At 69.3% G+C, this 23,708-nt stretch carries 26 protein-coding genes and 1 pseudogene; 18 read left to right on the forward strand and 9 right to left on the reverse strand.

Annotation, left to right across the window (positions count from 1 at the left end; translation table 11 throughout):
- Positions 1–78: 78 nt before the first annotated feature.
- Complete coding sequence (gene idi / locus WBK31_RS36080; RefSeq protein ID WP_364064575.1) at positions 79–663, forward strand: isopentenyl-diphosphate Delta-isomerase; 585 nt, start codon at positions 79–81, stop codon at positions 661–663.
- A 125-nt stretch (positions 664–788) separates the two neighbouring features.
- On the opposite strand, the gene WBK31_RS36085 is transcribed toward idi, so the two are convergent.
- Both WBK31_RS36085 and WBK31_RS36090 read right to left on the reverse strand, forming a co-directional pair.
- Positions 789–1,868, reverse strand: a complete 1,080-nt coding sequence (locus WBK31_RS36085; protein ID WP_378785837.1) for an inositol-3-phosphate synthase — start codon at positions 1,866–1,868, stop codon at positions 789–791.
- A 13-nt stretch (positions 1,869–1,881) separates the two neighbouring features.
- Positions 1,882–2,472, reverse strand: a complete 591-nt coding sequence (locus tag WBK31_RS36090) for a PadR family transcriptional regulator (RefSeq protein ID WP_364064570.1) — start codon at positions 2,470–2,472, stop codon at positions 1,882–1,884.
- Positions 2,473–2,604: 132 nt separating this feature from the next.
- On the opposite strand from WBK31_RS36090, the gene WBK31_RS36095 reads away from it, so the two are divergent.
- From WBK31_RS36095 to WBK31_RS36115, 5 genes are all read left to right on the forward strand, one after another.
- Positions 2,605–2,991: a DUF5318 family protein gene (locus WBK31_RS36095; protein WP_364064568.1), complete on the forward strand. Its 387-nt coding sequence runs from the start codon at positions 2,605–2,607 to the stop codon at positions 2,989–2,991.
- A gap of 232 nt (positions 2,992–3,223) precedes the next feature.
- Positions 3,224–5,830, forward strand: coding sequence for a transglycosylase domain-containing protein (locus WBK31_RS36100; protein ID WP_406673870.1), 2,607 nt, complete (start codon positions 3,224–3,226; stop codon positions 5,828–5,830).
- An 8-nt stretch (positions 5,831–5,838) separates the two neighbouring features.
- On the forward strand, positions 5,839–6,801 hold the full coding sequence (locus WBK31_RS36105) for a glycosyltransferase 87 family protein (RefSeq protein ID WP_406673871.1): 963 nt from the start codon (positions 5,839–5,841) through the stop codon (positions 6,799–6,801).
- Positions 6,798–7,166, forward strand: a complete 369-nt coding sequence (locus WBK31_RS36110; protein ID WP_406673872.1) for a hypothetical protein — start codon at positions 6,798–6,800, stop codon at positions 7,164–7,166. Before WBK31_RS36105 ends, WBK31_RS36110 begins: the two co-directional genes overlap by 4 nt.
- The gene (locus WBK31_RS36115; RefSeq protein WP_364064561.1) at positions 7,163–8,227 is read left to right on the forward strand and encodes a mannosyltransferase family protein; all 1,065 of its coding nucleotides are present in this window, start codon (positions 7,163–7,165) and stop codon (positions 8,225–8,227) included. The genes WBK31_RS36110 and WBK31_RS36115 overlap by 4 nt, the downstream gene beginning before the upstream one ends.
- Positions 8,228–8,317: 90 nt before the next feature.
- On the opposite strand, the gene WBK31_RS36120 is transcribed toward WBK31_RS36115, so the two are convergent.
- Positions 8,318–9,061 (reverse strand): deoxyribonuclease IV, encoded by a 744-nt coding sequence (locus WBK31_RS36120; protein WP_406673873.1) that lies wholly within the window; start codon positions 9,059–9,061, stop codon positions 8,318–8,320.
- A 94-nt stretch (positions 9,062–9,155) separates the two neighbouring features.
- On the opposite strand from WBK31_RS36120, the gene WBK31_RS36125 reads away from it, so the two are divergent.
- Positions 9,156–9,332, forward strand: coding sequence for a hypothetical protein (locus WBK31_RS36125; RefSeq protein ID WP_364064556.1), 177 nt, complete (start codon positions 9,156–9,158; stop codon positions 9,330–9,332).
- Between the two features lie 101 nt (positions 9,333–9,433).
- Here WBK31_RS36125 and WBK31_RS36130 read toward each other — a convergent pair whose 3' ends face one another.
- On the reverse strand, positions 9,434–9,751 hold the full coding sequence (locus WBK31_RS36130; protein WP_364064554.1) for a hypothetical protein: 318 nt from the start codon (positions 9,749–9,751) through the stop codon (positions 9,434–9,436).
- Between the two features lie 191 nt (positions 9,752–9,942).
- Between WBK31_RS36130 and rpsF the strand changes: the two genes are divergently transcribed.
- The 7 genes from rpsF to WBK31_RS36165 all read left to right on the forward strand — a co-directional run bounded on the left by rpsF (position 9,943) and on the right by WBK31_RS36165 (position 14,475).
- Entirely contained in the window at positions 9,943–10,233 is a 291-nt protein-coding gene (rpsF, locus tag WBK31_RS36135) for a 30S ribosomal protein S6 (RefSeq protein ID WP_364064552.1), read from the forward strand.
- A gap of 79 nt (positions 10,234–10,312) precedes the next feature.
- Positions 10,313–10,852, forward strand: a complete 540-nt coding sequence (locus tag WBK31_RS36140; protein WP_364064549.1) for a single-stranded DNA-binding protein — start codon at positions 10,313–10,315, stop codon at positions 10,850–10,852.
- Positions 10,853–10,914: 62 nt separating this feature from the next.
- Positions 10,915–11,151: a 30S ribosomal protein S18 gene (gene rpsR, locus WBK31_RS36145; RefSeq protein WP_020543048.1), complete on the forward strand. Its 237-nt coding sequence runs from the start codon at positions 10,915–10,917 to the stop codon at positions 11,149–11,151.
- Positions 11,152–11,166: 15 nt separating this feature from the next.
- Positions 11,167–11,613 (forward strand): 50S ribosomal protein L9, encoded by a 447-nt coding sequence (gene rplI / locus WBK31_RS36150; RefSeq protein WP_364064547.1) that lies wholly within the window; start codon positions 11,167–11,169, stop codon positions 11,611–11,613.
- A gap of 425 nt (positions 11,614–12,038) precedes the next feature.
- The gene (locus WBK31_RS36155) at positions 12,039–12,899 is read left to right on the forward strand and encodes an ABC transporter substrate-binding protein (RefSeq protein ID WP_364064544.1); all 861 of its coding nucleotides are present in this window, start codon (positions 12,039–12,041) and stop codon (positions 12,897–12,899) included.
- Positions 12,896–13,735, forward strand: coding sequence for an amino acid ABC transporter permease (locus tag WBK31_RS36160; protein ID WP_364064541.1), 840 nt, complete (start codon positions 12,896–12,898; stop codon positions 13,733–13,735). The genes WBK31_RS36155 and WBK31_RS36160 overlap by 4 nt, the downstream gene beginning before the upstream one ends.
- Positions 13,732–14,475 carry an amino acid ABC transporter ATP-binding protein gene (locus WBK31_RS36165; protein WP_364064538.1) on the forward strand — a complete coding sequence of 248 codons (744 nt, stop codon included), beginning with the start codon at positions 13,732–13,734 and terminating at the stop codon, positions 14,473–14,475. The genes WBK31_RS36160 and WBK31_RS36165 overlap by 4 nt, the downstream gene beginning before the upstream one ends.
- Here the strand turns inward: WBK31_RS36165 and WBK31_RS36170 are convergent.
- Positions 14,472–15,950 (reverse strand): APC family permease, encoded by a 1,479-nt coding sequence (locus WBK31_RS36170; protein ID WP_406673874.1) that lies wholly within the window; start codon positions 15,948–15,950, stop codon positions 14,472–14,474. The genes WBK31_RS36165 and WBK31_RS36170 overlap by 4 nt on opposite strands.
- Positions 15,951–16,017: 67 nt before the next feature.
- Positions 16,018–17,319: an MATE family efflux transporter gene (locus tag WBK31_RS36175; protein WP_364064532.1), complete on the reverse strand. Its 1,302-nt coding sequence runs from the start codon at positions 17,317–17,319 to the stop codon at positions 16,018–16,020.
- 373 nt (positions 17,320–17,692) lie between these two features.
- Between WBK31_RS36175 and dnaB the strand changes: the two are divergent.
- Together dnaB and WBK31_RS36185 are read left to right on the forward strand one after the other, a co-directional pair.
- A pseudogene (dnaB, locus tag WBK31_RS36180) lies at positions 17,693–19,886 on the forward strand (replicative DNA helicase).
- A gap of 152 nt (positions 19,887–20,038) precedes the next feature.
- Positions 20,039–20,488 carry a universal stress protein gene (locus WBK31_RS36185; RefSeq protein ID WP_364064526.1) on the forward strand — a complete coding sequence of 150 codons (450 nt, stop codon included), beginning with the start codon at positions 20,039–20,041 and terminating at the stop codon, positions 20,486–20,488.
- Positions 20,489–20,501: 13 nt separating this feature from the next.
- On the opposite strand, the gene soxR is transcribed toward WBK31_RS36185, so the two are convergent.
- On the reverse strand, positions 20,502–21,002 hold the full coding sequence (soxR, locus tag WBK31_RS36190) for a redox-sensitive transcriptional activator SoxR (protein WP_364064523.1): 501 nt from the start codon (positions 21,000–21,002) through the stop codon (positions 20,502–20,504).
- Between the two features lie 52 nt (positions 21,003–21,054).
- Here soxR and WBK31_RS36195 point away from each other — a divergent pair, with 52 nt between their 5' ends.
- Positions 21,055–21,381, forward strand: coding sequence for an SMP-30/gluconolactonase/LRE family protein (locus WBK31_RS36195; protein WP_406673875.1), 327 nt, complete (start codon positions 21,055–21,057; stop codon positions 21,379–21,381).
- The gene (locus tag WBK31_RS36200) at positions 21,318–21,971 is read left to right on the forward strand and encodes an SMP-30/gluconolactonase/LRE family protein (protein ID WP_406675555.1); all 654 of its coding nucleotides are present in this window, start codon (positions 21,318–21,320) and stop codon (positions 21,969–21,971) included. Before WBK31_RS36195 ends, WBK31_RS36200 begins: the two co-directional genes overlap by 64 nt.
- 38 nt (positions 21,972–22,009) lie before the next feature.
- On the opposite strand, the gene WBK31_RS36205 is transcribed toward WBK31_RS36200, so the two are convergent.
- Both WBK31_RS36205 and WBK31_RS36210 read right to left on the reverse strand, forming a co-directional pair.
- Complete coding sequence (locus WBK31_RS36205) at positions 22,010–22,738, reverse strand: ABC transporter permease (protein ID WP_364064520.1); 729 nt, start codon at positions 22,736–22,738, stop codon at positions 22,010–22,012.
- A complete protein-coding gene (locus tag WBK31_RS36210; RefSeq protein ID WP_406673876.1) occupies positions 22,735–23,640 on the reverse strand; it encodes an ABC transporter ATP-binding protein in 906 nt (301 codons plus the stop codon). The genes WBK31_RS36205 and WBK31_RS36210 overlap by 4 nt, the downstream gene beginning before the upstream one ends.
- Positions 23,641–23,708 lie beyond the last annotated feature (68 nt).

The following is a 23,708-nucleotide window of genomic DNA, read 5'->3' on the forward strand; positions in this document are numbered from 1 at the left end:
GCCGTCAGCCTAGCCCGCGCCTGCCGGCCGGGTTTATGGGGTTCCAAGTGGTACTCATGATCACGTACGCTTCAAAGCGTGACGAGCGAGGAACACGTCGTGCTGGTCGACCGCGACGGTCACGCGCTGGGCACCGCGCCCAAGTCGTCGGTGCACGGCCGCGAGACCCCCCTGCATCTTGCCTTCTCCAGCTACGTCTTCGACTCGGACGGCCGGGTGCTGCTCACCAGGAGGGCCGATCACAAGCTGACCTGGCCCAGCGTCTGGACCAACAGCTGCTGCGGCCATCCCCTGCCGGGCGAGCCGCTCGACCGCGCGGTGGTGCGCCGGCTGTCGTACGAGCTGGGCCTGGTCGTCGAGAGCGCAGACCTCATGCTGCCCTCCTTCTCCTACCGGGCGGTGATGGCCAACGGCATCGTCGAGCACGAGCTCTGCCCGGTCTACCGTGTCACGGTCGACGCGCCCGTCACGCCGAACCCCGACGAGGTGGGGGAGACGTGCTGGATGCCGTGGAAGGAGTTCGCCGAGGGCGCCCAGAACGGCCTGCTGGCGATCTCGCCGTGGTGCAGGGAGCAGGTGCCGCTGCTGGTGGAGCTGGGCGCCGACCCGCTCGCCTGGCAGCCGGCCAGCCCTGAGGGCCTGCCGCCCGCCGCCAGGGGCTGAGCACGCGGCAGTCAATCCGATCGGGCCTGAATGCCCGGGTGGCGCCGCAGGCCGGAGCCGTACATGGAGCGGCGCCGCGCCCCTCGATGTGAGGGGTCACGGCGCCGTCGGGAGCGTGCGACGGGTCAGCGCTCGACCTCGCCCCTGATGAACTTCTCGACGTACTCGCGGGCCTCGTCGTCGGAGTACTGCTGCGGCGGCGACTTCATGAAGTAGGAGGACGCCGACAAGATCGGACCGCCGATGCCCCGGTCGAGGGCGATCTTGGCGGCGCGCACGGCGTCGATGATGATGCCGGCGGAGTTCGGGGAGTCCCAGACCTCCAGCTTGTACTCCAGGTTGAGCGGCGTGTCGCCGAAGGAGCGGCCCTCCAGACGGACGTAGGCCCACTTGCGGTCGTCCAGCCACGGCACGTGGTCGGACGGGCCGATGTGGACGTCGGCCTTGGCCATCTCGTGCGGGATCTGCGAGGTGACCGACTGCGTCTTGGAGATCTTCTTCGACTGGAGGCGGGTGCGCTCCAGCATGTTCATGAAGTCCATGTTGCCGCCGAAGTTGAGCTGGTACGTGCGCAGCAGCTCGACCCCGCGGTCCTCGAAGAGCTTGGCCAGCACGCGGTGCGTGATGGTGGCGCCGACCTGCGACTTGATGTCGTCGCCGACGATCGGCACGCCCGCCTCGGTGAACTTCTCCGCCCACTCGGGGTCGGAGGCGATGAAGACCGGCAGCGCGTTGACGAAGGCCACCCCGGCGTCGATGGCGCACTGCGCGTAGAAGCGGTCGGCCTCCTCGGAGCCCACCGGCAGGTACGACACCAGCACGTCGACCTTGTTGTCGCGCAACACCTGGACCACGTCCACCGGGTCCTCGTCGGACTCCTCGATGATCTCGCGGTAGTACTCGCCAAGGCCGTCGAAGGTGTGACCGCGCTGCACGGTGACCCCGGTCGGGGGCACGTCACAGATCTTGATCGTGTTGTTCTCGCTCGCGACGATCGCCTCGGACAGGTCGCGGCCGACCTTCTTGGCGTCCACGTCGAACGCGGCGACGAACTCGATGTCACCCACGTGGTAGTCGCCGAACTTCACGTGCATCAGGCCCGGGACTCGCGTGCCCGGATCCGCGTCCTTGTAGTAGTGAACGCCCTGGACCAGTGACGACGCGCAGTTGCCGACGCCGACAATGGCCACGCGAACCGAACCCATCGCACTCGCTCCCTTACTCATCAGTTGACGTGGTATCTCTCTCGGGCCCGCCTTCCGACGAGGCCCGACGCTCAGTTGCGATCAGCTCGTTCAGCCAGCGCACCTCGCGCTCGACGGACTCGAGTCCGTGGCGTTGCAGCTCGAGCGTGTAGCTGTCGAGTCGCTCCCTGGTGCGTGCCAGCGCGGTGCGCACCGCGTCGAGTCGCTCCAAAAGACGGCTGCGACGGCCTTCGAGAATGCGCAGGCGCACCTCGGCCTCCGTGTGCCGGAAGAACGCGAAGTGCACGCCGAAGCTCTCGTCCTCCCAGGCGGACGGCCCGGCTTGGGTGAGCAGCTCCTGCAGCCGTTCCTTGCCCTCGGCCGTCAGCTTGTAGACGATCTTCGATCTGCCGCCGACGATCGTGGAAGGAGCCGGCTGCTCCTCGGCGATGAGGCCCTGAGCGAGAAGCGATCGCAGACAGGGGTACAGCGACCCGTAGGAGAACGCACGGAACATCCCCAGCAGGGCGTTGAGCCGTTTGCGCAGCTCGTAGCCGTGGAGCGGCGTCTCGTGCAGCGACCCGAGCACGGCCAGTTCCAGCACCCTGCCCTGTCCGCTGGCCACTGGAACCGCCCCCTCTCGCGTCGATGTATCGAGCCGATACATCACGAGGATACGTCGCGGCGCTATATCGCGGCAATCGGCGAATCGCCAAGTCGTTGGGATCAAGCTCGGAAACGCCGTAGTGTGGCGCTCATGCGGTCGCAGAGAGGGGTGGTGGATTACGGCCTGGCGAAAAGGGCGGTGGTCCGCTCCCTTCGCGCCGGCCGGTCGTCGCGCCGCGACGTCTGTGACGCACAGCCCTACCTCCTTCGCGCCGCCCGCCACTTCGGCGAGCCGACCGAACGCCCCTGCCCGGTCTGCGAGAGCAGGAACGTCACCGAGGTGACCTTCGTCTATGGCGATGCGCTCGGACGGCATGCCGGTCAGGCAAAGGTCGCGGCAGAACTCGCCGCAATGGCCCATGATTACGATGAGTTCCGGGCGTACGTTGTCGAGGTCTGCCAAGGTTGTTCCTGGAATCACCTGACGGTTTCGTACGTCCTCGGGAACGGACCGCCTGACCTCGTCGATCAAGCGTGAAACCCGAGGGCGGCGAGCAGCCTCACGCCCGACCGCCGTTTTGTTCCGAACAAGGTTGCGAGGACGTGTGAGTAACAGCATGAATGAGGGGACGGCACGCCCGGGAAGGCGCCGTCGCTCCAGCTCATCCCGTTCTGTGCCCCCGGGTTCTCCTCCGCAAACCGGCGAGCCGGGTTGGAGTGCTGCGCAGCAGCCGCGTCGTCCTGAAGCCGCCTATGAGCAGACCGGCGCCATGGCCGCGCCGTCGTTCGACGACGACCCTCCGCCACCCAGACGGGCGAGGGCCGATTACGCCCGTGAGCGTGGTGAGCGCCCCCAGCGGGGCGGATATGAACGGCGTGGCGACTACGCGCACGCGCGCGGTGACGAACGGCGTGGCGACTACGCGCACGCGCGCGGCGACTTCGCGCAGGAGCGCGGCGACCGGCCGCCGGCGCGTTCCCGCGCCCGCCACGACACGCGCGCGGCGAGCCACGAGGAGACGATCGTCAGCGACGGCCCCCGGCGCTCGCGCCGCCGCGGCTCCTCCGGCCCGCCGTCGGAGCCGCCCGAGCCGCCGGTCAAAAGAGGCGGCGGCGGTCGCGGCGGCTGGCGCAGGTTCCTGCCGAGCTGGAAGATGGTCGTGGCCGGCGTCGTGGTGCTCGCGGCCGGCGTCTTCGGCATGATCATGGTGGCGTACGCCAACACGCCCGTGCCCGACGAGGCTCAGGCCCAGGCGATCGCCGAGCAGAGCACCATCTACTACCGCGACGGCAAGAGGCCGATCGCCACGCTCGGCTTCAAGCGTGAGAGCGTCCCGATCACCGAGATGGCCGACACCGTCAAGGACGCCGCCATCGCGATCGAGAACAAGACGTTCTGGGAAGACTCCGGCATCTCCATCACCGGCATGATCCGCTCGCTGTGGAGCACGGTCAGCGGCCAGCAGCTCCAGGGCGCCTCGACGATCACCCAGCAGATGGCCCGTAACTACTACGACGGCCTCAGCCAGGAAGTGTCGATCAAGCGTAAGGTCATGGAGATCATGGTCGCGGTCAAGCTCGACGAGGAGCTGACCAAGGAACAGATCCTCCAGAACTACCTCAACACCATCAACTTCGGCCGCGCCTACGGCGTCGAGGCCGCCGCGAAGGCGTACTTCCCCGGCAAGAACGTCCACGCCAAGAACCTCACCCCCGAGCAGGGCGCCTACCTCGCCGCGCGCATCCAGCGGCCGAGCTGGGACCACGACGCGCCCGCGCTCAAGGCGCGCTGGAAGACCGTCATCCAGTACATGGCGGAGCAGTGGCCCGAGAAGTACGGGAACCTGCCGAAGACCGCGAAGTTCCCCAAGACCCGGGCGAAGGTGTCCGACAACGAGATGGGCGGGCTCAGGGGCTACATGGTCGAGCAGGTGCTGAAGGAGCTCGAGGGCCGCGGCCTGACCCGCGACAAGGTCAGGAGCGGTGGCTTCAAGATCATCTCCACCTTCGACAGAAAGCTCATGCTGCATGCGAAGACCGCGGTCAAGGAGACGATGAAGGCCTACAACATGTCCACGGAGTTCCACGCCGGCCTGGCCGCGGTGAACCCGAAGAACGGACGCGTGCTGGCCTTCTACGGTGGCGACGACTTCGTCACCGACCCGTGGAACGAGCCCTTCCAGTCGACCAAGCAGGCCGCGTCGGCGTTCAAGCCGTACGTGCTGGCGGCCTGGCTGCAGGCGGGCTACTCGCTCAAGAGCTACGTGCCGGGCAACGAGACGGTGCCCAAGGAACTGCCGGGCCAGCAAGTGGGCGGCTTCAGGAACAGCCACAACGTGGGCACCGCCGTCGATGTGATCAAGGCCACGGCGCAGTCGGTGAACACGGCGTACGTGTCGATGGCCTACGCGCTGCCCAACAAGCTCGACGACGTCAAGAACCTCGTCAAGGAAGCCGGCTTCAACGAAAAGCGCATGGATCAGGACGTCGAGGAGCACCAGTACCAGTTCGCCATCGGCAGCGCTCTGGTGACGCCGGTGGAGCAGGCGGCCGGCTACTCCATCTTCGCCAACGGCGGCAAGTACACCCCCTACCACGTGGTGCAGCAGGTCAAGGACCGCGACGGCAAGGTCGTCTACCCTGAGATGGCCCCGAGCAAGCGGGTCATCGACGAGGACGTCGCCGCGGACGCGACGGTCGCCATGCAGGAGGTGCTCAAGTCCGGCACCGCCGCCGGCAAGGGCCTCGGCGCCCGCCCGGCGGCCGGCAAGACCGGCACCAACAACGACGAGAAGGAAGCCTGGTTCGTCGGCTACACGCCGCAGATCTCCACGGCGGTTGGCTTCTACCGCGAGCAGTGCGTGACGAAGACCGGCAAGGTCGTCCCGCCCGAGCACTCCAACTGCCCGATCTACCGCAAGGGCAGCAAGAAGTACGGCCCGAACAACCCGTACACCAGGGTCAAGGAGGTCTCCCTGGGCTTCGAAGGCGCGGGCCCGCCCACGATCGTCTGGCAGAAGTTCATGCAGCTCGCCCACGAGGGCCTGCCGATCGAGAAGTTCCCCGAGCGGGCCGAGGTCGGCACGCCGGAGAACATCGTGCCGAGCCCGACGCCCACGCCGACCCCGACGCCCGAGGCCGACGACGAGCCGCTCGACACCGGCGACCCGTTCGGCGACCAGAACCAGGACTGCCTGGTCAACTGCGACGTCGACGAGGGCCCGACCCTCCCCGAGGGCGACGTCGACACCGGGATGGACGACAGCGACCAGCTCGGCCTGCCCGACAGCGACGTGGACACCGCAGGGGGCGGGGCGGTGCCGCACGCCAGGCCGAGCGGCGCCCGGCCCGCACCCGCCAGGCACGAGGACCAGTGACGCGGCCGGTGACGCAGCCAGCGACCGAGGCACGCGCCCCGTGGGTGGCGCGTGCCGTGCCGTACCTGCCCCTGGGGCTCATCGCGGCCCTGGGGGCGAGCCTCGCGTACGTGGTGCGCCTGCCGTGCCGTACGGGCGGCTGGAACGACCAGGTCACCACGTACACGAACTTCTGCTACACCGACATCTACCCCCTGTACTTCGACCGCGCCCTCGACAGGGAGAACCCCTACTTCGCCGCGGTGCCGTTCGACAAGCAGGTCGAATACCCGGTGGTGCTGGGCGAGGTCATGCAGGTCATGAGCTGGATCGCCCGCGCGCTGTCCCCCGACACGGTCACCCAGGCGGTGCGCTTCTACGACCTGACCGTGATCCTGCTCGGCCTCTGCCTGGTGGGCGGGGTGCTGCTCATGGCGGCGGTGGCCGGCCCGCTCAGGCGCTGGGACCCCCTCTGGTACGCGATCTCCCCGGCCGTGGTGCTGGCCGCGTACATCAACTGGGACCTGGTCGCCGGCGTGCTGTCCATGGGCATGCTGCTGGCGTGGAAGCGCGAGCGGCAGGTGCTCGCCGGCGTGCTGCTCGGGCTCGCGATCGCGACGAAGTTCTATCCGCTGATGTTCGTCGGCGCGCTGTTCCTGCTGGCGTGGCGCTCCGGCCGATGGCGGCCGTTCCTGGAGACGCTGGGCGCGGCGGCGGCGGCCTGGCTCCTCGTCAACCTGCCCTTCATGATCTTCGCGTGGGACGGCTGGCGCCGCTTCTACGTCTTCTCCCAGGAGCGCGGGGTCGACTGGGGCTCGCCGTGGCTGTTCTTCCAGACCAAGGGCTGGCCGATCCTCGGCGATACCGACGTGAGCACGCTCGGCATGCTCTCCCTGGCCATTCTGTGCCTGGGCATCGCGGTGCTGACGCTGGCCGCGCCGCGCCGGCCCGGCTGGCTCAGATCTGCTTCCTCGCGCTGGCCGCGTTCATGATGACCAACAAGGTCTGGTCGCCGCAGTTCGTGCTGTGGCTGGTGCCGTTCGCGGTGCTGGCCAGGCCCAACTGGAAGCCGCTCGCGCTGTGGCAGCTCGCCGAGGTGTGGTACTTCGTGGCGATCTGGCTCTACCTGCTCTCGCAGCCGCCGCTGGGGCGTGAGGACCTGGGCATCGGCGACGACACGTACTTCACCGCCGTGTGGGGGCGGATCATCACCATCGCCATCATGATGGCGTTCGTCGTGCGCGACATTCTCAAGCCCGACAAGGACGTGGTGCGCGCGGCGGGAGCCGACGACCAGACGGGCGGCGTGTTCGACGGCGCCCCTGACCGGTTCACCTTGGCGTCCCTGGTCAGATGATCACGCGGTCTGCCGCACGGGACGCGCTGCTGCTCTGGTTCGGCTCGCGTGCCGGGCTGCTGGTGGCCACCCTGCTCGGCACCACCCTGGCCGGATACGCCGACAAGTGGCGCAAGTGGGACACCACGCTGTTCGTCACCATCGCCGAGTACGGCTACGACGGCGAGCCCGGCAGGCCGCCCGACGACGGCCTGCCCGCGTTCTTCCCCGGGCTGCCGATGGCGCTGCGGCTGGTGCACCTCGTCGTGCCCGACTGGGCGGCGGCCGGGCTGCTGGTCTCGCTGGTCTCCGGCGCGGTCGCCATGGTGGCGCTGGCCCGGCTCGCCGAGGTCGAGGGCGCCCCTGGGTGGATGGCGGTGCTGGGACTGCTGGCCTTCCCCATGGCGGTGTTCCTGGCCGCCGGCTACAGCGAGTCGCTCTTCCTGGCCTTCGCGATCCCGGCCTGGCTGGCCGCCCGCCAGGGCCGCTGGCCGGCGGCGGCACTGCTGGCGGCAGGCGCGTCGTGCGTGCGCATCACCGGGTTGTTCCTCGCCGTGGCGCTCGTCGTGGAGTACGTGGTGCGCAGGGAGCCGGTGCGCCGGGCCGCCTGGCTGGCGGTGCCGTTCCTGCCGCTGGCGGCGTACTCGTTCTACCAGTACCGCAGGACCGGCGACTGGCTGGCGTGGAAGCACGCGCAGGAGGCCGGCTGGGGGCGCGACTTCGCCTGGCCGTGGGAGGCGTGGCGGACGACCTGGCGCTCGGCGATGGGCTCCGACGACTTCGCGGTGGCGTTCCGCATGGAGATCGCCGGAGCCGTGGTGGTCGTGGCCGCGCTCATCTGGCTGCTCGTGCTGCGCAGGTGGAGCGAGGCGGTGTACGCGGGCGGGCAGGCGGCGGCGCTGATGACGTCGGCGTACTACCTGTCGATCCCGCGCTCGCTGCTGCTGTGGTTCCCGCTGTGGGTGCTGCTCGCCCGGGTGTCGGCCCGCCGCCCCTGGCTGATGGCGCTCTACGTGTTGATCTCTGGGCCGTTGATGCTGGTCAACACGGCCAGATTTCTCAGCGGCGCGTGGGCGGGCTGATCTTCTTACCCACTTTCTTCTCTGGGTAATCCAGGGAAGTTATCCACAGCCTGTGTGTATTCGCTGAAGGTTTTTCCTCAGGAACGTTCGCTAGAGGTTCTTCCTCAGGAACGCGATGTCCTCGGCCTGGCCCTCGCGCGGCGTCTCCACCACGATCGGCGCGGCCGCCGCCCGGCACACCGCGAGGATCAGCTCGGGGTCGATCTTGCCCTGGCCGATGTTGGCGTGGCGGTCGGCGCCGGAGCCGAAGTCGTCGCGCGAGTCGTTGCAGTGGACGAGGTCGATGCGGCCGGTGATGGCCTTGACCCGCTCGACCACGTCGACCAGCTCCTCGCCGCCCGCGTGCGCGTGGCAGGTGTCGAGGCAGAAGCCCACGTCGAACCCGTCGAGCGCGTCCCACAGCCGCGCGATGCGCTCCAGCTTGCGCGCCATCGCGTTGCCGCCGCCCGCGGTGTTCTCGATCAGCACGGGGATCGGGCACTCCATGCGCTCGAACACCTTGCGCCAGTTGTCGAAGCCCGCCTGCGGGTCGTCGTTCTTGTTGACGTGGCCGCCGTGCACGACCAGGCCCTTGGCGCCGAGGCTCGCCGCCGCCTTGAGGTGCTGCTCCAGCAGCTTGCGGCTGGGGATCCTGATGCGGTTGTTGGTCGTCGCCACGTTGATCAGGTACGGGGCGTGGATGTAGATGTCAACGCCCTCGACCGGCTTGGCGGGCAGCACCGGCTTGTCGTAGCCCTGCGGGTCGCCGAGGAAGAACTGCACCACCTCGGCCCCCACCTCGGCGCCCCTGGCGGCGGGATCGTCCTGATCGACGTGAGCTCCGATTCGCACCATGCGGTAAGGCTATCCGCCGCCCGAGCGGGAGGCGGCCGGGTTTGGCCGGTGTGCCCCAGGGCAGCCGGGAGGCCCCCGACACGAGGAGTCCCCCATGAGCCGCTGGCGCTTACGCGCGCTGATCGTCGCCGTCTACGTCGTCGTCGGCCTTTACGTCGCCTGGGTCCACGACTACATCACGCCGGGACTGCTGAGGGACGTCGCCGAGGCGCTGCTCGCGGTCTTCCTGTGGTTCCTGGTGCTCCTCGGCATCGACCTGCACATCGGTTGATCTCGGCCGTTTCCCTACAGAGCAGATCGTTTCTCTACAGAGCAGATACGGAACGGCCCCGGAGCGCGTACGCCCGGGGCCGTCCGCTCGTGCGCGCGGGGTCAGGGGTTCGGGAGGAAGCCGCCGTGAGCGATGCCGAGCGCGGCTCCCACGAACGACCCGACGAGACCCACCACGTTGAGCGAGCGCTGCGGCGTGGTCGCCGAGATGTACTGCGAGTACAGGCCCACGCCGAAACCGAGCGTGCCGAACCACGACGAGATCACGTGCGCCGAGGGCCAGAACGTCGCGACGAATGCCACCACGCCGCACACGAGCGTGATGATCGCGAAGGTGTTCTCGGCGCGATGCGGACGTCCGTCGGTGTTGAGCGTGAACCTGAAGCGCTCCCTGTCGGAGGGCTGAAGCACTTGTGGCACAGCCACCACCCCCTTGGTTTCCATAGGGCCTTCCCATCGAGCAGCGGCTGGTAACCTGGGGCACGCTGCGCTGCGACGGGTGACTCGTCGCCCCGGGGTGCCGAAAGGGGCCCGCCGGGCTCAGGCGTCAGCGTCCTCCTGTCACGGCAGAGCGTCGTGACCGCAAAAGTCCAGAGGAGGTAGGAGTCCGCATGCGTCGTTACGAAGTAATGGTCATCCTGGACCCTTCGCTCGATGAGCGCACCGTCGCTCCGTCCCTCGACCAGTTCCTCTCCGTGGTCCGCAACGACGGCGGCACCGTGGAGAAGGTCGACGTGTGGGGTCGCCGCCGGCTCGCGTACGACATCGACAAGAAGTCCGAGGGCATTTACGCCGTCATCGACCTGTCCGCGAACCCCGCGACGGTCAAGGAGCTCGACCGCCAGCTCAACCTCAACGAGGGTGTCCTGCGCACCAAGGTCCTGCGTCCGGACGTGCACTAACCTCCGGTTTTTTGTCGGGGAAGCCCCGTACTCTGAGCCGTAACCCAAGCGAAGGCGTGCAGGAAGGCGAGCGCTAGCCATGGCAGCAGGCGACACCGTAATCACCATCGTCGGCAACCTCGTCGACGACCCGGAGCTGCGCTTCACCCCGACGGGGCAAGCGGTGGCTCGATTCCGCATCGCGTCCACTCCGCGGTACATGGATCGGCAGACCAACGAGTGGAAGGATGGCGAAAGCCTCTTTCTGACCTGCAACGTCTGGCGGCAGGCGGCGGAGAACGTCGCCGAGAGCCTTCAGCGCGGCATGCGGGTCATCGTGCAGGGGCGGCTCAAGCAACGGTCCTACGAGACCAAGGAAGGCGAGAAGCGCACGGTCTACGAGGTCGAGGTCGACGAGGTCGGCCCGTCCCTGCGTAACGCGACCGCCAAGGTCAACCGCACCTCCCGTCAGGGCGGCGGCGGCTTCGGCGGCGGTCCGGTCGATGACCCCTGGGCCTCCGCGACGCCCGCCCCGCCTCAGGGCGGCGGCTACCAGGGCGGTGGCGGCGGCTTCGGCGGCCCGCAGGGCGGCGGTGGCTTCGGCGGCGGCAACGACTTCAGCGACGAACCGCCTTTCTAAACCTGTCCACAAGCCCGAGTCCATTCCCGCTTTGACGGCGGGGCTCTGAAAGGAGCACCACGATGGCTAAGCCGGCACTGCGCAAGCCGAAGAAGAAGGTTTGCCTGTTCTGCCACGACAAGATCTCCTACGTCGACTACAAGGACACGGCCCTGCTGCGGAAGTTCATCTCCGACCGCGGCAAGATCCGTGCGCGCCGGGTGACGGGCAACTGCACCCAGCACCAGCGCGACGTGGCGACGGCGATCAAGAATGCCCGTGAGGTGGCCCTGCTGCCTTACACGAGCACGGCGCGCTAAGGGAGGTTCGTCGACATGAAGCTCATCCTCACCAACGAGGTCTCCGGCCTCGGCACCCCCGGCGACGTCGTGGAGGTCAAGGACGGCTACGGCCGTAACTACCTCATCCCGCGCGGCTACGCCATGCGCTGGACGCGCGGCGCCGAGAAGCAGATCGAGGCCATCCGCAAGGCGCGCGACGCGCGCGAGATCCGCGACCTCGGCACCGCCAAGGAGGTCGCCGGCCAGCTCGGCGCGCTGCGCGTGCGCCTGGCCACCCGTGCCGGTGAGTCGGGTCGGCTGTTCGGCTCGGTCACCTCGGGCGACATCGTCGAGGCCGTCAAGGCCGCCGGCGGTCCCGAGCTCGACCGCCGCCGCATCGAGATCCCCAACCCGATCAAGAGCGTCGGCTCCCACCGGGTGACGGTCAAGCTCCACCCGGAGGTCTCCGCGTCGGTCGACGTCGAGGTCGTCGCGGGCTGACCTTCAGCAAGCAGCGGGCCCCCTTCTCAGGGGGCCCTTCTGTCTTCCCACCCTTCTTCGTACGAACGGCTCCCGCCCCGCACCACTCGCCCCCGCGCCACTCGCCCCCGCACCACTCGGCCCCGCGCCACTCGGGCCCCGCGCCGGTCTTACCGCGCCGCTCGATCTCCGCGCGCTGGCCCGGCCGCTTTGAGGCCCGGCCCACGCCACCTCGCGCCACCTCACGTCACCCGCGATCCTGCGTGTCACGTTCGCGATGCCGTGCGTCACCCCCGATGCCGCGGGGTCCGGTCTTGTGCCGGTCGGCTGCGAGGCGGTGGGGTGCCGGGATTGGGGTGGTGGGCGGCACCCTGGGGGCGGATTTCCGATACGAGCAGCGTAGAATCGCCTCGATCTTTCGCACGTTCCCCCTGGAGGCAGAGGCCATGGCCCGTCCCTCGATGCTGCTCGCACTCGGAGCACTGGCGGCGGCGACCGTCGCGTGCGCCCCGGTCGACGACACGGCGAGCGTCGCGGCCCCCACCACCTCCACCGCGTGCACCAAGGACCAGCTCGCGCTGAAGACGCCGGGCAAGCTCACCATCGGCACCGACAAGCCCGCCTATGAGCCGTGGTTCAAGGACGACGACCCGAGCAACGGGCAGGGCTTCGAGAGCGCGGTCGCGTTCGCGGTGGCGGGGGAGCTGGGCTTCGACCGCGACGAGGTGCAGTGGACGACGGTCAAGTTCGACAACGCGTACGCGCCGGGCGAGAAGACCTTCGACTTCGACATCAACCAGGTCTCGATCACCCCGGAGCGGGCCCAGGCGGTCGACTTCAGTAAGGGCTACTACACGGTCAAGCAGGCCGTGGTGGCGGCCGAGGACGGCAAGTTCGCCAAGGCGAAGAGCCTGGCCGAGCTGAAGGACGCGAAGATCGGCGTACAGGTCGGGACGACCTCGTTCAACGCGGTCAAGAACGTCATCAAGCCGTCCGCGGACCCGAACGTCTACAACGACCAGATCGACGTCGTGAACGCGCTGAAGAACAAGCAGGTGGACGCGGTCGTGGTGGACCTGCCGACGGCGTTCTACGTCACCGCCGCGCAGGTGGAGAACTCCACGATCGTCGGCCAGTTCGGCTCGTCGGGCGACACGCCTGAGGAGTTCGGCCTGGTCATGGCCAAGGGCAGCGCGCTCAAGCCGTGCGTGGACAAGGCCATCGACGCGCTGAAGTCCAAGGGCGACCTGGCCAAGATCGAGGAGCAGTGGCTGGGCTCGGCGGCGGGCGCGCCCGAGCTGAAATGAGCGAGTGGGTCAAGTCTGAGCGGCAGGTCGAGCGGGAGCGTGTCCGCAGGTCGCACGGCCGCCGCTCGGCCTCGATCGCGACGGCGTCGACGGTCGTCTTCCTGGTGCTGGTGGTCTGGGGCGTCACCAGCTCGCCCGGCTGGCCGGCCGTGCGCAGGACGTTCTTCGACGGTGAGCAGTTCGTCGCGGCGATACCCGACGTGCTGAGCGGGTTCGTGCTCAACATCAAGATCTTCCTGATCGCCGAGGTGCTGGTCCTGGTGATCGGGCTCCTGGTCGCGCTGGCCAGGGGCATCACCGCGCCCGCGTTCTTCCCGATCAGGATGCTGGCCACGCTCTACACCGACGTGTTCAGGGGCGTGCCGACGATCCTCGTCATCTACCTGATCGGGTTCGGACTGCCGGCGCTGCGGCTGCAGGGCATCCCGACGGACCTCGCGACGCTGGGCATCATCGCGCTGACGCTCTCGTACGGCGCGTACGTGGCCGAGGTGTTCAGGGCGGGCATCGAGTCGGTGCACCCGAGCCAGATCGCGGCGGCGCGCTCGCTGGGGCTGAGCCACGCCAAGACGATGAGGTTCGTGGTCGTGCCGCAGGCCACCCGCCGGGTCATCCCGCCGCTGCTCAACGACTTCGCCTCGTTGCAGAAGGACTCGGCGCTGGTGGCCACGATCGGGCCGCTGGAGGCGCTCAGGCAGGCGCAGATCCACAGCGCCCAGAGCTTCAACTACACGCCCTACCTGGTGGCGGCCCTGCTGTTCATCCTGCTCACGATCCCCATGGCCAGGTTCACCGACCATCTGGCCGCACGCACCCGCAGGAGGCGCGGCGCATGAGCGTCCTGACGATCGAGGGCGTGTGGAAGCACTTCCGCGGCAACAGCGTGCTGCGTGGCATCGACCTGGAGGTGGCGCCGCACGAGGTGGTGAGCCTCATCGGCGCGTCCGGTTCCGGCAAGTCCACGCTGCTGCGCTGCATCAACCTGCTGGAGACGGTGGACGACGGCGCCATCTACCTCGACGGCGACGAGATCACCGACCCCCGGGTGGACGCCGACCAGGTGCGCAAGCGGCTCGGCATGGTGTTCCAGGCGTTCAACCTGTTCCCGCACATGACCGTGCTCGACAACGTCACGCTCGCGCCCCGGCAGGTGCACGGCGTGGCCAAGGCGCAGGCCGAGGAGCAGGCGCATGAGCTGCTGAAACGCTTCGGGCTGGCCGACAAGGCCCGCGCCTACCCCGACCAGCTCTCCGGCGGCCAGCAGCAGCGTGTGGCCATCATCAGGGCGCTGGCCACGCAGCCCAGGCTGATGCTGCTCGACGAGGTCACCTCGGCGCTCGACCCGCAGCTCGTGGTCGAGGTGCTGGGGATCATCAGGGAGCTCAAGGAGTCGGGCATGACGATGATCCTCACGACGCACGAGATGTCGTTCTGCCGGGACATCTCCGACACCGTGTGCTTCCTGGACGGCGGCGTGCTCCTGGAGAAGGGCCCGCCGGAGAAGATCTTCAGCGAGCCCGAGCATCCGCGGACGCGCGAGTTCCTGCGCAGCGTGCTGGAGTCGGGCCGGTTCTAGCGGCGGTGGCGGCCGCCGTGGGCGGGCCTCAACGGCTCGGTGCGCGGGCGGGCGAGGAGGCTGTTGCGGCGGCCGTACACGAGGTAGACGAGCAGGCCGAAGACCATCCACAGCACGAACCACGCCCAGGTGAGCAGGCGCAGGTTGACCATCAGCCAGAGCGTGGCGAACAGCGACAGCGCGGGCAGCAGCGGCGCGAGCGGCACCCGGAAGCCGCGCTCCAGGTCCGGCATGCGGCGGCGCATCACGATCACGCCGGCCGCCACGAATGCGAACGCGAACAGCGTCCCCATCACCACGAGCTCGCGCAGCGGCACCACGGGGACGAACTCCGCCAGCACGATCGCGATGAGCCCGATGACCAGCGTCACCCGTGACGGCGTGTGGTAGCGGCGGCTGACCTTGGCCAGCCCGCGCGGGATCAGCCCGTCGCGCGCCATCGAGAACAGCACCCGCGTCTGTCCCACGATCAGCACGAGGATCACGGTGGTGAGCCCGAGCACCGCTCCCGCGTCGATGACGTGGGCCATCCAGCCGAGCCCCGCCGCCTGGAACGCGCTGGCCAGCGGCGCCTCCTCGGAGATCTCGGTGTACGGCACCATGCCGACCATGACCAGGCCGACCGCGATGTAGATGACGGTGGTGATGACCAGGCTGCGGATCATGCCTTTGGGCACGGCCTCGCGCGGGTTCACGGTCTCCTCGGCCGAGGTGGCGACGATGTCGAACCCGACGTACGCGAACGCGATCGCCGAGGCCGCGGCGAAGATGCCGAACCAGCCGAACGCCTGCCCCTCCCCGATGAGGGTCTCCAGCACGGTGGCGGGCGGGGTGTCGAGGGTCTTGGGCGGTACGACGAAGCCGCCGAAGTTGGCCGGGTCGATGTGCGGCAGGCCGACGGCGATGACCGCGCCGATGGCCAGCAGCTTCGCCGCCACCATGATCCACAGTGCCCGCAGCCCCACCCGCGCCCCCAGCGCCACAATGCCGGTGAGCAGCACGAGGATGACGAACACGAGGATGTCCTGGACCAGCTCGGCGTTCGGGACGCGGATGCCGAAGTTGCCGATCGCGCCGACCGCGATCGCGCCCCACGCCCTGGCCACCAGCGCGGCGGCGAGCTGTAGCTCCAGGATCAGCGCCCAGCCGATGATCCACGCCCAGACCTCGCCGAAGATGACGTACGTGAACGTGTAGGCGCTGCCCGACGTCGGCATCGTCGAGGCCAGCTCCGCGTAGCACAGGCAGGCCAGCATGCAGGCGATGCCGGCGATCATGAAGGACAGGATCACGCCGGGGCCCGCCGTGGTCGCGGCCTGCTCACCGGCGATGCTGAAGATGCCCGCGCCGATCATCACGCCGAGTCCGAGCACGACCAGGTCGGCCGGCCGGTACACCTCGGCAAGGCTGTGCCGGGCGCCCGTACGCAGTCCGGTGGCCTCAGAAGGCGGCAGTCTTCGCAGAATCGTGGACAAAGCACACCCCGCTCAGGGAATGCGCCTACTCTGCTCCACCCCTTCGGTAACAGCAAGCACAATCCGGTTACGCGCCGGTTACCAGCCAGGCGGTGCCGGCCGCGCGGCGTACGAGGGTGACCAGGCGTGCCACCATCCACACGCCGAGCGCACACCACAGTGCGACCACGCCGATCCCCGAGGCCAGCAGGGCGGCCGGCAGGTACGCCAGCGTCGTCCACACCCCGGCCCACGCCAGGTAGCGCTGGTCGCCCGCGCCGATGAGCACGCCGTCGAGCACGAACACGATCCCGCAGATCGGCTGGAAGAGCGCCACCGGCCACAGCAGGTCGAGCAGCAGCCCGGCCACCGCGGGCTCGGCGTCGAACAGCCCCGGCACCAGCGGTCTTGCCGCGATCACCAGCAGGCCGAGCAGCGCGCCCGACCACAGGCCCCACTGGACCATGCGGCGGGTGGCGTCCCTGGTGGCCGGCACGTCGCCGGCGCCCAGCGAGCGTCCGGTGATGGCCTGCCCGGCGATCGCGATGGCGTCGAGGGCGAACGCGAGCAGCGTCCAGACCTGTGTGGCCAGCGCGTACGCGGCCAGCTCGGCCTCGCCCATCCTGGTGGCGATCGCGGTGGCGGCGAGCAGCACGATGCGCAGGCATACGGTACGGATGAACAGGGCGACGCCCGCCGTGCCCGCCTGCCTGATCCCCTGGAATGACGGGGTGAGCGGGGTGTGGTGCCGCAGCGCGCCGCGCGCGACGACGACGAGGTAGACGGCCGCGCCCCCGCTCTGCGCGATCACCGTGCCCCACGCCGACCCCGCGATGCCCCAGCCGAGCCCCAGCACGAACCAGGCGTTCAGCGCGGCGTTCGCGGCGAACGACCCCACGGCCACCACCAGCGGCGTCACCGTGTCCTGCAGGCCGCGCAGCACGCCGGTGCCGGCCAGCACGACCAGCATCGCGGGCGTGCCGAGCAGGCTGATCCGCAGGTACGTCACCGCCTGCGCGGCCTGCGTACCGCTCGCGCCGAACCAGCTCACGATCTCCGGCGCGAGCGGCCAGCACGCCGCGATCAGCGCCACGCCGAGGCCGATGGCCAGCCAGATGCCGTCCACACCGCTGCGCATGGCCCGCGCGTGCTCGCCCGCGCCGGTCTGCCGCGCCACCTGCGCGGTCGTGCCGTAGGCGAGGAAGACGCACAGGTTCACCAGCGTCGTCAGTACGGTGCCCGCCACGCCCAGAGCGCCGACCGCCGTGGTGCCCAGGCCGTGGCCGACGATGGCATAGTCGGCGAGCAGGAAGAGCGGTTCGGCGACGAGCGCGCCGAACGCGGGCACGGCGAGTCGGAGAATCTCCCGGTCTCTGGATGTAATGGGCATTTGTCCATTATGGACATTACACGGCGTGTGAGGCCAACTTTCTTTTCTCCACAGCCAGTGGACACCGTTCGCCCTGCTCAGAGGGGCTTCGGTGGATATCTGAAACAGTTATCCCCAGCCCCGTCCACAGGCCGTTCACATCCTCAGGCCAGTCGTACACAGGTTGACCACAGGGTTGTCCACAGGCCACGTTGCCGAGCGACCCGGACTCCGCGAAACTGTCACACCGGTCGACTACAAGTGGGGGTGGTGCGACCACCTGCGAGTTGCACGAGGGGGCGCGGTGAGCATTGACGACGAGGCCGTCGGCGGTCCTGGATTCGAGCGCACACCTCCTCACAACATCGAGGCGGAGCAGTCGGTCCTGGGCGGCATGCTGCTGTCGAAGGACGCCATCGCCGACGTCGTGGAGATCCTGCGCTCCGACGACTTCTATCGTCCGGCTCATCAGATCATCTACGACGTCATCACCGAGCTGTACGGCCGGGGCGAGCCCGCCGACGCCGTCACCGTCTTCGACGAGCTGCAAAAGCGCGGCGAGATGGCCCGAGTGGGCGGCGCGGCCTACCTTCACACGCTGACCGCCGTCGTCCCCACGGCCGCCAACGCCGGCTACTACGCCAAGATCGTCCGGGAGCAGGCCGTCCTGCGCCGCCTCATCGAGGCCGGCACCCGCATCGTCTCCTACGGCTACGGCGGCCAGAACGAAGAGGTCGACGACCTCGTCGACCGTGCCCAGGCGGAGATCTACAAGGTCACCGAGCGGCGCACCTCCGAGGACTACGCGCCGCTGTCGGAGATCATGCCCGGCGCGCTCGACGAGCTGGAGGCCATCGGCAGCCGCGGCGGCCAGATGGTCGGTGTCCCCACCGGCTTCGCCGACCTCGACCAGCTCACCAACGGCCTGCACCCCGGCCAGATGATCGTCGTCGCCGCGCGGCCCGCCATCGGCAAGGCCCTCGCGCTCGACACGCCGCTGCCCACCCCGTCGGGCTGGACGACGATGGGCGAGGTCCAGGTGGGCGACCTGCTCATCGGCGCCGACGGGCGGCCCACCACGGTCGTCGCGGCCACCGAGGTGCTGCACGGGCGGCCCTGTTACGAGGTGGAGTTCAGCGACGGCACGGTGATCGTGGCCGACGCGCTCCACCAGTGGCTCACCGCCGATGACGGGGGCCGGCTGGGTCCGTACGACGGAGGAGATCGCCGCCACCGTGCACACCGGCCACTCCGTCGCCAACACCCGCCCCCTGGAGCTGCCGGATCGCGACCTGCCGACGCCCCCGTACGAGCTGGGCACCCACCTCGCCACGGCCTTCGGCGCCTCCGGCGCGAAGATCGCTCCGGGCGCCTCCGGCGTGGAGGCCGCTCTGGATGCCTCCGGCGCGGAGACCGCTCCGGGCGTTTTCGGCGCCTGTGACACGTTTGGCGCGTGTGGCGCGGACGGCGGTTCGCTGGGCGCGCAGGCCCAGGCGGAGCCGTGCGGGCGCATTCCCGGGGCGTACCTGCGGGCGTCGGAGGAGCAGCGCAGGGCGCTCCTGGCGGGCCTGCTCGACGCCGCCGCCACCATCGACGACACCGGCACGATCCGGCTCACCCTCGCCGACGCCGACCTGGCCGGTGACGTCCGCGAGCTGATCCACGGCCTGGGCTACTCGGTGTCCGCAGACGAGGCAGGCACCGGCCACACGATCACGTTCACGCCGCCTGACAAGGTGTTCCGGCGCAGCGACGCCAACGTCCACATCGACACCGCCGCCGATACCCTCCACCGCACGATCACCGGCGTCCGCCCGGTGCCGTCGGTGCCGGTGCGGTGCGTGGAGGTCGACAACGCCGACCACCTCTATCTCGCCGGCCGTACGCTGATCCCCACCCACAACTCCACGCTCGGCCTCGACTTCGCCAGGTCCGCGGCGATCAAGCACGGCATGACCACGGTCATCTTCTCGCTGGAGATGTCCCGCAACGAGATCGTCATGCGCCTGCTCTCCGCCGAGGCCCGCGTCGCGCTCCACCACATGCGCTCCGGCATGATGGGCGACGAAGACTGGACCCGCCTGGCCCGCAGGATGAGCGAGGTGGCCGAGGCGCCGCTGTTCATCGACGACTCGCCCAACATGTCGATGATGGAGATCCGCGCCAAGTGCCGCCGCCTCAAGCAGCGCAACGACCTGCGGTTCGTGGTCATCGACTACCTCCAGCTGATGAGCTCGCCGAAGAAGGTCGAAAGCCGCCAGAACGAGGTCTCCGAGATCTCGCGTGCCATCAAGCTGCTGGCCAAGGAGCTGGAGGTGCCGGTCATCGCGATCTCCCAGCTCAACCGAGGCCCCGAGCAGCGCACCGACAAGCGCCCACAGGTGAGCGACCTTCGCGAATCGGGATCGATCGAACAGGACGCCGACATGGTCATCCTGTTGCACCGGGAGGACGCGTACGAGCCGGAGTCGCCGCGGGCGGGTGAGGCGGACCTGATCGTGGCCAAGCACCGTAACGGTCCCACGGCCACGGTGACGGTCGCCTTCCAGGGCCACTACAGCCGATTCGTGGACATGGCCCAGCACTGACGCCCGCGCTTCGAGCGCGGCGAAGGGGGCGCACACGCGAGCGGCCCGCTTCTTACGCCGGGCGTTCTGTGACGGAACAGACAATCCGCTCAGGAATGGCCGATGATCGCTTCGGTGCTCTACGAGATGACCGAAGCGAAGGGAAGCAAGCCATGACCATCCTTGTCGCCTACGACGGCTCGGCCGACGCCCGCGCCGCGATCGAGTTCGCCGCCAAGCACCTCACCGCCGAGCCCACGGTCATCGTCACCGTCTGGGAGCCGCTGCTCGTTCAGCTCAAGAAGTTTCCGCTGGCCGTGAGCTCCATCGACACCAGCACCGAGGACGAGGCGCACGCCCAGGCGGAGCACCACGCCAAGGAGGGCGCCGAGCTGGCCATCGCGTCCGGGCTCACCGACGTCACCTACCGGGCGGTGGCCGACCACGACTCCATCTGGAAGACGATCGTGGACGTGGCCGACGAGATCGACGCCTCGCTGATCGTCACCGGCTCGCGCGGTCTGGCCGGTGTGCGGTCGGTGCTGCTGGGCAGCGTCTCCAACCACGTGCTGCATCACGCGCACCGGCCGACCCTCATCGTTCCGCCCGCCAAGAAGGCGTAGCCGAAGCCAAGGCTCAGGACGCCGTGTCGCAGCAGGGCCGGCGCTGGGGCGGTGGGCAGATCCGGGTGTCGATGCGCCGCGCGCCGGGCCCCTCGTCGCCCAGCCGGTCGTACGGGTTGGCGACCGGGCACCGGTCGAGCGACAGGCAGCCGCACCCGATGCAGTCGGTGAGGTCGTCGCGCAGCCGCTGGAGCTGCTCGATGCGGTCGTCCAGCTCGCTGCGCCAGGCGGCCGACAGCCTGGCCCAGTCCTCGCGGGTGGGGGTGCGTTCGTCGGGAAGCTCGCTGAGCGCGTCCTTGATGACCTTGAGCGGGATGCCGATGCGCTGCGCCAGCCTGATGAACGCGACCCTGCGCAGGGTGTCGCGCGTGTAACGTCGCTGGTTGCCGGCGGTGCGGCGGCTGCTGATGAGGCCCTTGCTCTCGTAGAAGTGCAGGGCGGAGACCGCGACGCCGCTACGTTCGGCGAGCTGCCCGACGGTCAGCTCCTTGGTGTTCCAGGCGACCTTCGACATACCTCGACATTACTTCAGGGACTGCGGGCCGGACCCCCGTAGGGTGGTCGCCATGACGGACACGATCCCCACTGAGTTCGAGGTGCTCGACGAGCGCATGGCCGCGGTCGGCGGCGACACGACTATCGAGATCCTGTACAGGGGCACCCGCTGGGGCGAGGGGCCGGTCTACTTCCCGGCCGGCCGGTTCCTGGTCTGGAGCGACATCCCCAACGACCGCATGCTGCGCTGGGACGAGATGACCGGCGCGGTGGGCCCGTTCCGGCGGCCGTCCCATTACGTCAACGGCAACACGCTCGACCGCGAGGGCCGGCGATTTCCTGCGAGCAGGGCCCGCGCAGGGTCACCCGCACCGAGCACGACGGCTCCGTCACGGTGATCGCCGACCGGTGGCAGGGCAAGCGCTTCAACAGCCCCAACGACGTCGTCGTACGCTCCGACGGCTCCATCTGGTTCACCGACCCCCCGTACGGCATCCTCAGCGACTACGAGGGCGTGGCCGCCGAGCCGGAGATCGACGGCTGCCACGTCTACCGGGCCGACCCGGTGACGGGCGAGGTGCGGATCGTGGCCGACGACTTCGACCGGCCCAACGGGCTCGCGTTCTCGCCGGACGAGCGGCTGCTGTACGTGGCCGACACCAGGCGCAGGCACATCCGCGTGTTCGAGGTGCGGGACGACGGCACGCTCGGCGGCGGCAAGGAGTTCGCCGCAGGAGGCGAGCAGGACTCGTACGACGGCATGCGGCTCGACAACAAGGGCCGCGTGTGGACGGCGGCCGGCAAGGCGGTGCTCTGCTACGACCCCGACGGCACCCTGCTCGGCCGGTTGAAGCTGCCCGAGCCGGCCGCGAACCTGGTGTTCGGCGGGCTCAAGCGCAACCACCTGTTCATCGCGGCGGCGACCTCGCTGTACTCGCTGCTGACCAACGTCACGGGAGCGCGCCCGGTGTGGGCCACCGGACGCTGACCCGCCCCGCCGCGCCCCTGCTCCGGCGGGTGCGCGGCTCACTCCCATCGGAACAGCCGTACGGCCAGGCCCCCGAAGACGATCAGCCCCGCGGCCACCACCACCAGGTGGAGGAGCTGCGGCGCCTGTCCCGCCCAGGAGTCCCTGAGCGCCTGGGCGAACGGCCCGGCAACCGAGTAGTCGCTGATCATGCGCAGCACGTCCGGCATGACGTCGCGCGGCACCCACATCCCGGCGATGAACATCAGCGGGAACATCACGGCCGACCCGATGCCGGGCGCGACCTTGGCGTTCGGCGCGAGCGAGGCGATGACCAGCCCCATGGCGAGCAGCGCGGCGGTGCCGAGCAGGAACACCAGCACGAACCACCCCATCTGGCGCGGCGCCGCCGAGCCGAACACCAGCGCCCCCGTGAGGATCAGCAGTGTCGTGGTGACGATCCCGATCCCGAGGTTGATCAGCAGCTGTACGCCGAGCAGCCGCCCAGGCCCGACCGGCGTGGTGGACATCCGCCTGAGCACGCCCTGCTCCCGGTAGGTGACCAGGGTCGCGGGCAGCGCGCTGCACGACAGCGTGAGCAGCGACAGCAGCGTCATCATGCTCGGCCACTGGGCGTCCACGAACCGCTCGCCGCCCGCGTCCGCCCGGGTGAAGTCGGGGATGCTGAGCCCCAGCACGACCAGCAGCGCGAGCGGCAGCAGGACCGTGAACAGCAGCAGCGGCCACTCGCGCAGGTGCAGCTTGGTCTCCGTGACGAGCAGCTTCATGACAGCTTCCTTCCGGTCAGCGCGAGGAACGCGTCGTCCAGCGTGGCCTGCTCGATCCGCAGGTCTCCCGGGACGACCTGGTGGTGCGCCAGGGCGAGGGTGACGGCGGGCGCGAGGTTGCCCGAGCCGGTGACGACGACCTGCTCGCCGCTCCTCGACACCTCGCGCACCTCGGGCAGCGCCAGCAGCAGCGCGTCGTCGACCGGCGCGGACGGCCGGAACCGCAGCCGCTGCTCGCCGCCCACCTGCGCGATGAGCCCCGCTGGGGTGTCGGTGGCGACGACCCGGCCCGCGTCGATGAGCGCGATGCGGTCGCAGAGCCGTTCGGCCTCCTCCATGAAGTGCGTGACCAGCACGATCGTCACGCCGGACGTGCGTACCTGCTCGATCAGCTCCCAGGTGTCCCTGCGGGCCTGCGGGTCGAGCCCGGTCGTCAGCTCGTCCAGCACGGCCACGCGCGGCCGGCCCACCAGGGCCAGCGCCACCGAGAGCCGCTGCCGCTGACCGCCGGACAGCTTCTTGAACGCGGTGTCGCGCTTGGGACCGAGGTCGACCCGCTCAAGCAGCTCACGCCAGTCGGCCGGGTCGGGGTAGAAGGAGGCGTACAGGTCGAGCGCCTCCCACACCTTGATCTTCTCCGGCAGCGCGGCGCTCTGGATCTGCATGCCCAGCACGCGGCGCAGCTCGTCGCGGTCGGCCGCCGGGTCGAGCCCGGCCACGCGTACGGTGCCGCCGTCGCGCTCGCGCAGCCCGGCGACGCACTCGACGGTCGTGGTCTTGCCGGCGCCGTTGGGGCCGAGGATGCCGAAGATCTCGCCCTCGGCCACCTCGAACGACACGTCGGCTACCGCGAGGTGGTTGGGGTACTGCTTGCGCAGGTTCCTGACCTCGATGACTTTCATGCCATCGACGCTAGGAACGCGACCTCACGCGCGGAATCTCGCTAGATGCCCGGCAAGGGTGTACCTAG

It is taken from the genome of Nonomuraea sp. N2-4H, from assembly GCF_045291505.1.
GTDB lineage: Bacteria > Actinomycetota > Actinomycetes > Streptosporangiales > Streptosporangiaceae > Nonomuraea > Nonomuraea fastidiosa.